Origin of the sequence: Streptomyces sp. (assembly GCF_031178505.1) — a bacterium.
Taxonomy (GTDB): domain Bacteria; phylum Actinomycetota; class Actinomycetes; order Streptomycetales; family Streptomycetaceae; genus Streptomyces; species Streptomyces gulbargensis.
Genome location: NZ_JAPSIW010000171.1, coordinates 1 through 10,799 on the forward strand (window position 1 = coordinate 1; position 10,799 = coordinate 10,799).

Genomic DNA, 10,799 nt, shown 5'->3' on the forward strand with positions numbered 1-10,799 from the left:
GATCTCCGTGGTCGGCATCGAGAAGGTGGTGCCGACCTGGCGGGACCTGGAGGTGTTCCTGCAGACCCTGCCGCGTTCCTCGACGGCTGAGCGCATGAACCCGTACACGAGCATGTGGACGGGGACCGCGGACGGCGACGGGCCGCGCGCCTTCCATCTGGTGCTGCTCGACAACGGGCGCACCGCCGCGCTCGCCGACGAGGTGGGGCGGCAGGCGCTGCGCTGCATCCGCTGTTCGGCCTGTCTCAACGTGTGCCCGGTGTACGAGCGGGCCGGCGGGCACGCGTACGGCTCGGTCTACCCGGGCCCGATCGGCGCCGTCCTGACGCCGCAGCTGCGCGGTACCGCGAGCGCGCTCGACGCCTCGCTGCCGTACGCCTCCTCGCTCTGCGGCGCCTGCTACGACGTGTGCCCGGTCGCCATCGACATCCCCGGGATCCTGGTCCACCTGCGGCAGCGGGTGGCGGAGGAGGGCGGGAAGGGGCACCGCCTGGAGAAGGCGGCGGTCCGGGCCGCGTCCTGGCTGCTCGACCGTCCCGCGGCGCTCGCGGCGGGCGAACGGCTGGCGTCCGCGAGCCGCGCCGTGCTGCCGAAGAAGCTGCCCGGGCCGGGAGTCGGCCGCTGGACCGAGCACCGGGACCTGCCCGAACTGCCCGCCGAACCGTTCCGCGACTGGTGGAGGAAGAACCGCGCATGACGTCCCCGTCCTCCTCACGCGAGCGGATCCTCGCCCGGGTGAGGGCCGCCGTCGCCGGCTCGCCGGAGGCCCCGCCGGCCGTCCGCGACTACCGTACGAGCCACACCGCCGCCGATCCGGCGGCGACGCTCGACCTGCTGCACGAGAATCTGGCCGACTACCGCGCCCGGGTGCACCGCACCGGGCCCGGGGGGCTCGCGGAGCTGATCGGGCGGGTCCTCGCCGAGCGCGGCGCCCGCAGTGTCGCCGTACCGCCCGGCCTGCCCGCCGCCTGGCTCGCGCGGACGGCGGCACAGCTGCGGACGGACGGACCGCCGCCGCTCGCACCGGCGGAACTGGACGCCACGGACGCGGTGGTGACGGGATGCGCCCTGGCCGTCGCCGAGACCGGCACGATCGTCCTGGACGGCGGTCCGGGGCAGGGCCGTCGGGCCCTCACGCTGGTGCCCGACCTCCACCTGTGCGTGGTGCGGGCGCCGGAGCAGGTGGTGGCCTCCGTGCCGCTCGCCCTGCCCCGGCTCGACCCGGCGCGCCCGCTGACCTGGATCTCGGGCCCGTCCGCGACGAGCGACATCGAACTGGACCGGGTGGAAGGGGTGCACGGCCCCCGGACGCTGGAGGTGGTCCTGGTGACGGAGGGCTGAGGGGCGGGGATCCGTCCGGACCGGGTCAGGCCGATTCCCGCCGGACGAGTGCGGTCGGCAGGATGACCGCCGAGGGCTCCTCGCCGGCGATCCGGGCGAGGAGCGTGCGGACCATCTCGGCGCTGATCCGGTCCCACGGCTGGCGGATCGTGGTCAGGGCGGGCCGGGAGGAGAGCGCCGCCGGGGAGTCGTCGAAGCCGCCGACGGCGATGTCCTCGGGGACCCGGCGGCCGGCGCGGGCCAGGGTGTCGAGGACGCCCTGGGCCATCAGGTCGGAGGCGACGAAGACGGCGTCGATGTCGGGGGCGCGTTCCAGGAGGACGCGGGCGGCCTCCTCGCCGCTGGCCCTGCTGTAGTCGCCGGTGGCGATCAGCGTCTCGTCGGCCGGCAGGCCGCACTCGTCGAGGGTCTCCCGGTAGCCGGCGAGGCGCTCGACCCCGCCGGGGGTGTCGAGGGGGCCTCCGACGGTGGCGATCCGGCGCCGCCCGGAGGCGTACAGGTGACGCACCATGTCACGGGCGCCCCCGCGGTCGTCGGCCGCGACGTAGCCGATGCGGGCGGTCTGCCCGAGCGGCTTGCCGCAGGCGACGACGGGGACGCCGGCCTCGTGGAGGCGGGTGACGACGGGGTCCCCGGAGTGGCTGGAGACGAGGAGGACGCCGTCGACGTGGCCGGCCTCGATGTAGCGGAGGTTGCGCCGGCGTTCGTCCTCGGTGCCCGCGATCATGAGGATGAGCGGGATGTCGCGGTCGGCGAGGGCCTGGGTGCAGGCGCGCAGGAGGACGTTGAAGTTGGGGTCCTCGAAGAAGCGCTCCTGCGGTTCGGTCAGGAGGAAGGCGACCGAGTCGGACCGGCCGGTGATGAGGGAGCGCGCGTGCCGGTTGACCACGTACCCGGTCCTGCGGATGGCGGCTTCGACGGCGGCCTTGGCGGTGGGGCTGACGTAGTGGCCGCCGTTGAGGACACGGGAGACGGTGCCGCGCGAGACGCCCGCCTCGCGGGCCACGTCGTGGATGGTCGCCGGGCGGCGCCTGCTCGCTGCTGTGTTCATGCTGTGTGGTTCCCCTCGATCCCCTGTGTTCAGGACTTTACGGCGCCGGAGAGCAGGTCGAGGCTCCAGAAGCGCTGGATGACGAGGAAGAGGGCGATGAGCGGGGCGATGGCCAGGAGCGCGCCGGTGATGACCAGGGTGTAGAGGGCGGGCTGGGAGGCGCCCTGCTTGAGGAGGGTGAACAGGCCGACGGTCATGGGGAACTTCTCGTCGTCGCCGAGCATGATGAAGGGCAGCAGGAAGTTGTTCCAGATGGCGACGAACTGGAAGAGGAAGATCGTCACCAGGCCCGGGGAGAGCATGGGGAGGGCGATCCTCAGGAAGATCCGCCACTCGCCGGCGCCGTCCATGCGGCCCGCCTCGACGAGTTCCATGGGGATGGCGGCCTCGGCGTAGACGCGGCCGAGGTAGACGCCGTACGGGGAGAGGATCAGCGGCAGCAGCACCGAGGCGTAGGTGCCGGTGAGGCCGGCCTCGGCCAGCAGCAGGTACTGCGGGATGGCGAGGATGACCGGCGGCATGAGGACGCCGGTGAGCATGACGTTGAAGAAGGCTTCGCGGCCGGGGAAGCGGTAGACGGCGAGGGCGTAGCCGGCGAGCGCGGAGACGGCGGTGGACAGGACGGCGCCCAGGCCCGCGTACAGCACGGAGTTGAGCATCCAGCGCCAGTAGATGCCGTCGCGGTAGGCGGTGAGGTCGGTGACGTTGTCGCCGAGGCCGGTGCCGGGCAGGAAGGTGAAGGTGGAGAAGAGCGCGTCGCCCGGTTTGGTGGCGGCGACGAGGACCCAGGCGACGGGCAGCAGGCAGTAGAGGGCGCCGAGGACGAGGGCCGCGGTGGGGAGCAGCGCGGTGCGGCGGGGGCCTCGGGTGCCCGCGTCGGCGGCGGGGGGCGGGCCCTGGGCGGCGCCGGGGGTGGGGCCGGCGGCGGGGGCCGTCGTGCGCGGGGCGGGGGAGGTGAGCCCGGTCATCGGCCGGCTCCTTGTGCGGTGCGGCGGTTGGAGGCGCGGAGGAGGGCGAAGGAGAGCACGAAGGTGGCGAGGGCGAGGATCACGGCGGTGGCGGAGGCGGCGTGGATGTTCCCGCCGGTGAAGGCGTCGTTGTAGACCTTCATCAGTGGACTCCAGGTGGAGGGGATGCCGTTGGTGAGCGGCCGGAGCGTGGTGGGTTCGTTGAAGACCTGGAGGGTGGCGATGACCGAGAAGAAGAAGGTGAGCACCAGGGACGGCGCCACCATCGGGATCTTGACGCGCAGGGCGATCTGGAACTCGGAGCACCCGTCCAGCTTGGCCGCCTCGTAGATCTCGGCGGGCAGGGAGCGCAGCGCCGTGTAGATGACGATCATGTTGAAGCCGGTGCCGCCCCAGACGGCGATGTTGGCCATGGCGAGGTAGAGGGGGCCGCCGTCCATCAGGTCGGGCCGCGGAAGGCCGAGCCGGTCCAGGAGGAAGTGGAAGGGGCTGACGTCCGGGAGGTAGAGGAAGCCCCAGAGGACGGCGGCGATGACGCCGGGGACGGCGTACGGGAGGAAGATCGCGAGCCGGGCGAAGGAGCGGGCCCGGACGCGCTCGGAGTCGAGCAGGAGCGCGAAGAGCAGGGCGAGGCCGAGCATGACGGGGACGACGAGGGCGCCGTAGCCGAGGACGCGCAGGGCGCCGGCGGTGAACTCGGGGTCGGTGAGGGCGGAGGTGTAGTTCTCCAGGCCGGCGAAGACCTCCGACTTGGCGCCCTTGCCGAGACCGAGCCCCTTGATCTCGATCTTGTGGAAGCTGAGGCGGATCGCGTAGCCGATGGGCAGGGCGAAGAAGAGGACGAAGAGGACGGCGGCGGGAAGGAGGAAGCCGTACGGGGCCGCCTTGACCCCGTACGACCGGCGCACGCCCCGGGCGGGCTGCGTCACGGGGCGACCTCGAAGCCCTGCTTGCGCAGATCGGCGACGGTGGTGTTCCGGACGCTGGTGAGGGCGGTGCCGAAGGCGGCCCGCGTCCGGGCCTTGGCGGCCTTGCCGAACTCGTCCTTGAAGGAGGTGTAGGCGACGTTCACGTTCGGGCCCCAGGCGGCCGGGGCGGTGGTCTTCGCGATCTCGGCGGCGCGGGTGTAGAAGTCCGGCTGGTTGCTGAAGAAGTCGGGGGCCTGGGCGAGGGCGCCGCTGGTCTGGGCGGCGGTGGCGGCGGGGTAGATGCCGCTCTCCTTGACGAGGGCGGCGAGCGCCTTGGGGTCGGTGTTCAGCCAGACGGCGAACTTGGCGGCGGCCTCCTTGTGCTGGGAGTCGGAGGTGACGGCGGTGGAGGAGCCGCCCCAGCTGCCGGTGGCGGAGGCGCCGCGGGTCCACTGCGGGAGGGGTGCCATGGCCCACTTGCCCTTGGTGGCGGGGGCGGCGGTGGTCAGGGTGCCCGGGGCCCAGACGGCGGAGACCCAGGCGATCTGCTCGCCGGTGTTGAGGGCCTTGTTCCAGGCGGGGGTGTACATGGGCTGGTTGTCGATGGCGCCCTCGGCGACGAGGCCGCCCCAGAAGTCGGCGACCTTCCGGGTGGCGGCGTCGTCGACGCCGACCTTCCACGTGTCGCCCTCGAAGGTCCACCACCGGGCGCCGGCCTGCTGGGCGAGTCCGGCGAAGAGGCCGGCGTCGTTGGCGGAGAAGGTGGTCAGAGCCTTGTCGGGGGCCTTCTCCTTCAGGGCGCGGGCGGTGGCGGCGAACTCGTCCCAGGTGGTGGGTACGGTCAGGCCGTACTGCCGGAAGAGGTCGGCACGGTAGAAGAACATCATCGGCCCGGAGTCCTGCGGCAGGGCGTAGACGGCCTCGCCGCCGAAGGTGGTCTGCTGCCAGACGCCGGGGGCGAACTTGTCCTCGACGCCCCGGGTCTCCTTCGCTATGTCGGCGAGGGCGTCGTTGCTCACGAGGGTCGGGAGGGCCTGGTACTCGGCCTGGACCAGGTCGGGGCCCTCGTGGGCCTTGGCCGCGGTGATGATCTTGGTGACCAGGTCGTCGCCGGAGGCCTGCTTCTGCACCGTGACGCGGATGTCGGGGTGTTCGGCGTTCCAGAGGGCGGCGACCTTGTCCATGCCGGGCGCCCAGGCCCAGTAGGTGAGTTCGACCGGGCCGGTTCCGGCGCCTTCCCCGCCGCCGGAACCGGAGCCGCAGGCGGTGAGCGCGGTGGCGCCGAGGAGGACGGCGGTGGCGGCGGCGAGAGCGCGGCGCGTGATGTGGGGCATGGGTGGGTTCTCCCTGACCGAAAGGGGCCTCTCCTTCGGACGGAGAGGCCGACCATGCGTCTGTGAGCGTTCACAGTAGAGAAACGTTCCAGACACTTGTCAATGGTTGTTCCTGTGCGGTTATGTTGCGTTGCCACATCGAGACCTGGTGTGTGCACGTTCCCATGTGCGGGAACTCTTCAGCCCGTCCGAGGTTTCAGGAGAGACTCATGCCGCAGACCACTCCCAAGGGCCTGCACCGGCTCGCGTTCGGCGGGGACTACAACCCCGAACAGTGGCCGGAAAGCGTCTGGCAGGAGGACGTCCGGCTCATGCGTGAGGCCGGCGTCACCATGGTGAGCGTCGGGATCTTCTCCTGGGCCCTCCTCGAACCCGAGCGCGGCCGGTACGACTTCGGCTGGCTCGACCGGCTCCTCGACCTGCTGCACGAGAACGGCGTCCGCGTCGACCTCGGCACCCCCACGGTCGTCCCGCCCGCCTGGTTCTACCGCCTCCACCCCGAGGCGCTGCCGGTCACCGCCGAGGGAGTGCGGTACTCCCACGGCTCACGCGGGGCGATCTGCCACAGCTCCCCCGCCTACCGCGCGGCCGCCGCCGGCATCACCACCGAGCTGGCCCGCCGCTACGGCGGCCACCCGGCGCTCGCCCTCTGGCACGTCCACAACGAGTACGGCGTGCCCGTCAGCGCCTGCTACTGCGACAACTGCGCCGCCCACTTCCGCCGCTGGCTCGACCGGAGGTACGGCTCCGTCGAGGCCGTCAACGAGGCCTGGGGCACCGCCTTCTGGGGCCAGCGCTACGGCTCGTACGAGGAGATCGACCCGCCGCGCGCCACCCCGACCGCCGGCAATCCGGCCCAGCGGCTCGACTACCGCCGCTTCGCCGACGCGACCCTGCTGGAGAACTTCCGGACGGAGCGCGACATCCTGCGCGGCCTGGCGCCCGGCATCCCGGTCACCACCAACTTCATGACCGCGCTCAGCCAGTGCGACTCCGTCGACTACTGGACCTGGGGCCGCGAGGTCGACCTCGTCACCAACGACCACTACCTGATCACCGACGGCCGCCGCACCCACGTCAACCTGGCCATGGCCGCCGACCTCACCCGCTCGGTCGCGGGCGGCGCGCCCTGGCTGCTCCTGGAGCACTCCACGTCGGGGGTGAACTGGCAGGCCCGCAACCCGGCCAAGCGGCCCGGCGAGATGGCCCGCAACTCCCTGGCCCACGTGGCCCGGGGCTCGGAGGGCGCGATGTTCTTCCAGTGGCGCCAGTCCCAACGCGGCGCCGAGAAGTTCCACTCGGCGATGGTCCCGCACGGCGGCACCGACACCCGGATCTGGCGGGAGGTCGTCGCCCTCGGCGCCGGCCTCGACGCGCTCGCCGAGGTGCGCGGCACCCGCACCGTCCCGGACGTCGCCATGCTCTGGGACTGGCACTCCTGGTGGGCGCAGGGTCTCGAATGGCGGCCGAGCGAGGCCCACGACGCCCGCGAGCGGGCCGACAGCTTCTACGAGACGCTGTACGACCGGCACCTCACCGTCGACTTCGCCCACCCGGAGTCCGACCTGTCGGCCTACCCGCTGGTCGTCGTGCCCGCGCTCTACCTGACGACGGAGGCCGCGGGGGCCAACCTCCGCGCCTACGTGGAGAACGGCGGCACGCTCGTCGTCTCGTACTTCTCCGGGATCGTCGACGAGCACGACGCCGTGCACCCGGGCGCCTACCCGGGCGCCCTGCGCGAGGTCCTCGGCCTCACCGTGGAGGAGTGGTCCCCGCTCCTGGACGACCAGCGCGTCCGGATCACCGGTCCCGGCGGCGCCTCGCTCACCGGTGACGTGTGGACCGAGTTCGTCGTGCCGCGCGGCGCGGAGACCGTGTGGTCGTACGCGGACGGGCCCGCCGCCGGCCGGCCGGCCGTGACCCGGCACCGGCTCGGGCGCGGCACCGCCTGGTACGTGTCCACCCGGCTCGACGCGGCCTCGCTGGACGCGATCATGGCGGCCGCCTGCGAGGACGCCGGGGTGCCCGGCCGTCCGGGCCTGCCGCGCGACGTGGAGGTCGTGCGCCGCGCCGGTCCCGGGGGCCACTACCTCTTCGCGCTCAACCACTCCCCCGAGGACGCGGCGGTGCCGCTGGACGGAACCGGCACCGGTACGGAGCTGCTCGGCGGGGCGCCGGTGAGTGGCGAGCTCACCGTTCCGGCCGGAGCCGTGCGCGTCGTGCGCCTCGACGGCTGACGCCCGCCCACGCCCCGCTCCCCCTGATCTCCCCGGGGGCGGCCGCGTCGCCGCGCCGCCCCCGGGTGAGCCGCACCACCGCACCACGAGCACCACTGACACACCAAGGGAATCACCAGCAACACAGGCGCCACCAGCACACGAGCACCACCGTAAGGAACCACCGCACCACCACTTCCCCCACCTTCACCGTCGAAGGGACATCGACGATGCACCTCACCAAGAGCCGCTTCCGCCTGCGGGCCGCGGCGCTCGCCGGCGCCCTGGGCACCGCCCTCCTCGCCGGTCCGCTGCCCACGCAGCAGGCCGCCGCCGCGAGCACCCTCACCAACGGCGGCTTCGAGGCCGGCGGCACCGGCACGGCCACCCCCTCCGGCTGGTCCACCTACTCCGCCGCCGGCCAGAACGCCGCCTCCTTCACCGAGGCGGGCGGCCGCAGCGGCGGCCACCGCCTCTCGCACTGGTCCTCATCGGCGTACAAGGTCGAGACCTACCAGTACCTCTCCGGGCTCACCGACGGCACCTACACGCTCAGCGCCTGGGTGCGCTCCGGCGGCGGCCAGAAGGCGGCCTACCTCGCGCTGCGCAACTGCGGCTCGGCGGAGCAGCGCACCGACCTGCCGGTCACGACCAGCTCGTGGATACGGATCGTGACCTCCGTCAAGGTGGTCGGCGGCGGCTGCACGATCAGCGTCAACTCCGATGCCAACGCGGGCAACTGGCTCAACGTGGACGACCTCACCTTCACCTCCGGCTCGACCGGGCTCAGCGTGAAGGGCGTGGACCTCTCGGCCCTGAAGAAGAGCGAGGACCTCGGCGGCACCTACAGGAACGCCGCCGGGACGACCGGCGACCCCGTCGCCCTCCTCAAGGGCGCGGGCGCCAACTACGGCCGCCTGAAGGTGTGGGTGAACCCCGCCGACGGCTACAACGACAAGGCCCGTGTCCTCGCCACCGCCCAGCGCGTCAAGGCCCAGGGCATGAAGCTCCTCGTCGACTTCCACTACTCCGACATCTGGGCCGACCCGGGCGCCCAGACCAAGCCCGCCGCCTGGCAGGGGCACGCGTACGACCGGCTCAGGACGGACGTGTACGACCACACGTACGACGTCCTGAACGCCCTGAAGGCGCAGGGCACGCCCGCCGACATGGTGCAGATCGGCAACGAGATCAACACCGGCATGCTGTGGCCCGAGGGCTCGACCGCCGACTGGCCTCGGCTCGCCGGTCTGCTGAAGTCCGGCATCGCCGCCGCCAAGGCGGTCTCGCCGTCCACGCAGATCGCGCTCCACCTCGCGCACGGCGGCGACAACGCCCTGTACCGGAACTGGTTCGACAACGCGGCCGCCCAGGGCGTCCCCTACGACGTGATCGCGCTGTCCTTCTACGGCTACTGGCACGGCGCCCTGTCCGCGCTCCAGGCCAATCTGGACGACGTCTCCGCCCGGTACGGCAAGAAGGTCCTCGTGGTGGAGACGGCCTACCCGTTCCGTCTGGACAGCGAGGACGGGCACGAGAACATCATCGACCGGCCCTCGGAACTGGTGCCCGGCTATCCGGCGAGCCCGGCCGGTCAGTCGGCCTGGCTGCGGGACGTGATGAACGTGGTGGAGGCGGTGCCGAACGGCCGTGGGCTGGGCGTCGTGTACTGGGAACCGGCCTGGACCGCCGTCGCGGGCAACGGCTGGGACCCGGCCGACCCGGCTTCGGGCAACGGCTGGGAGAACCAGGCCCTGTTCGACTACGACAGCAGGCTGCTGCCGGCGGCCTCCTGGTTCGCCCACCGCTGACCTCCGCCGCAGCGGACCGGGCCCGTTCTAGCGCGGGGCGCGGAAGCCCAGGCGCGCCGAGAGGTCGCCGGCGCCGCGCACGGCCAGGGCGGTCAGTTCGTTCTCGCGCTCCTCGTGCCAGCGGTGGACGGGGACGGAGATGGAGAGGGCGGCGACCACCCGGCCGGCCCGGTCGCGTACCGGCGCGGCGACGCAGCTCACGTCCGGGTTGGACTCCCGCTGCTCGACGGCGACACCGAGGATCCTGATCTCGGCGAGCGCGGCGCGCAGCGCGTCCGGGTCGGTGAGGCTGTTCGGGGTCATCGCCGTCAGCTCGCGCCCGTCGAGGCGGGCTTCGAGCTCGGCCTCGGGAAGGGTGGCGAGCAGCATCTTTCCGACCGCCGTGCAGTGGGCGGGGAGGCGGCGTCCCGCGGCGGAGACCATCCGTACGGCATGGGTGGAGTCCACCTTGGCGATGTAGATGACGTCCATGTCCTCCAGGAGCGCCACGTGCACCGTCTCGCCGCAGGTCTCGGCCACCTCCTGGGCGACCTGCCGTCCCTCGGCCGCGAGGTCGAGCTCCTCGGCGTAGCGACTGCCGAGCTGGTAGGTGCGCACGCCGAGGCGGTAGCGGCCGGGCTGGTCGGGCACGGACACCAGGTAGTTGCGGGCGACCAGGGTGGAGACCAGTTCGTGGGTGGTGGTGCGCGGCAGCTGGAGGCGGCGGGTGATCTCCGGGGCGGAGAGCGTCCCGTCCCCGTGGAGGAACAGTTCCAGTATGTCGAACGCCCTGGTCACCGCGGGAACGAGTCGTCCCATGGCCCCCCACCTCACCCTCGCACCGTTCGGTATTCCATACTGCGATCGAAATCGCGAACAGAGACTAGCCGTGCGCCGGGGTGAGGGGCAACGCCCGGCGCCGGGCGGGCCGCAGCTCACGGTCACGCCGCTGCACCGGGCCGGCAGCCGGCCGGCCGGTCCTTCCCTCATCCATTCCGACGTCCCAAGGAGCAACCGCCGTGCGCATCACGGGAATCACCACTCATGTCGTCGGCACGCCGTGGCGCAATCTGACGTACGTCCAGGTCCACACCGACGAGGGGCTGACGGGCGTCGGGGAGACCCGGATGCTGGGGCACACCGACGCCCTGCTCGGTTACCTGCGGGAGGCGGAGGTCAACCACATCGCGG

The 10,799-nt window shown here is 72.4% G+C and carries 9 protein-coding genes and 1 pseudogene; 5 read left to right on the plus strand and 5 right to left on the minus strand.

Annotation, left to right across the window (positions count from 1 at the left end; all coding sequences use genetic code 11):
• On the plus strand, positions 1-697 hold a 697-nt coding region (locus RIF68_RS14275; RefSeq protein WP_309051609.1), incomplete at its 5' end, for a lactate utilisation protein LutB domain-containing protein.
• On the plus strand, positions 694-1,341 hold the full coding sequence (locus tag RIF68_RS14280; RefSeq protein ID WP_309051610.1) for an LUD domain-containing protein: 648 nt from the start codon (positions 694-696) through the stop codon (positions 1,339-1,341). The genes RIF68_RS14275 and RIF68_RS14280, both read left to right, overlap by 4 nt.
• 25 nt (positions 1,342-1,366) lie before the next feature.
• On the opposite strand, the gene RIF68_RS14285 is transcribed toward RIF68_RS14280, so the two are convergent.
• The 4 genes from RIF68_RS14285 to RIF68_RS14300 are packed head-to-tail and all read right to left on the minus strand — an operon-like array spanning position 1,367 to position 5,602.
• Positions 1,367-2,392, minus strand: a complete 1,026-nt coding sequence (locus RIF68_RS14285) for a LacI family DNA-binding transcriptional regulator (RefSeq protein WP_309051611.1) — start codon at positions 2,390-2,392, stop codon at positions 1,367-1,369.
• Between the two features lie 29 nt (positions 2,393-2,421).
• Positions 2,422-3,360, minus strand: a complete 939-nt coding sequence (locus RIF68_RS14290) for a carbohydrate ABC transporter permease (protein WP_309051612.1) — start codon at positions 3,358-3,360, stop codon at positions 2,422-2,424.
• Positions 3,357-4,289, minus strand: a complete 933-nt coding sequence (locus RIF68_RS14295) for a sugar ABC transporter permease (RefSeq protein WP_309051613.1) — start codon at positions 4,287-4,289, stop codon at positions 3,357-3,359. Before RIF68_RS14295 ends, RIF68_RS14290 begins: the two co-directional genes overlap by 4 nt.
• A complete protein-coding gene (locus RIF68_RS14300) occupies positions 4,286-5,602 on the minus strand; it encodes an extracellular solute-binding protein (RefSeq protein WP_309051614.1) in 1,317 nt (438 codons plus the stop codon). Before RIF68_RS14300 ends, RIF68_RS14295 begins: the two co-directional genes overlap by 4 nt.
• A 209-nt stretch (positions 5,603-5,811) precedes the next feature.
• On the opposite strand from RIF68_RS14300, the gene RIF68_RS14305 reads away from it, so the two are divergent.
• The gene (locus RIF68_RS14305; protein ID WP_309051615.1) at positions 5,812-7,839 is read left to right on the plus strand and encodes a beta-galactosidase; all 2,028 of its coding nucleotides are present in this window, start codon (positions 5,812-5,814) and stop codon (positions 7,837-7,839) included.
• A gap of 209 nt (positions 7,840-8,048) precedes the next feature.
• On the plus strand, positions 8,049-9,629 hold the full coding sequence (locus RIF68_RS14310; RefSeq protein WP_309051616.1) for an arabinogalactan endo-1,4-beta-galactosidase: 1,581 nt from the start codon (positions 8,049-8,051) through the stop codon (positions 9,627-9,629).
• A 27-nt stretch (positions 9,630-9,656) separates the two neighbouring features.
• Here the strand turns inward: RIF68_RS14310 and RIF68_RS14315 are convergent, their stop codons facing one another.
• On the minus strand, positions 9,657-10,427 hold the full coding sequence (locus tag RIF68_RS14315) for an IclR family transcriptional regulator (protein WP_309051617.1): 771 nt from the start codon (positions 10,425-10,427) through the stop codon (positions 9,657-9,659).
• 200 nt (positions 10,428-10,627) lie between these two features.
• Here RIF68_RS14315 and RIF68_RS14320 point away from each other — a divergent pair.
• Positions 10,628-10,799, plus strand: a pseudogene (locus RIF68_RS14320) (mandelate racemase/muconate lactonizing enzyme family protein); the annotation flags it as partial.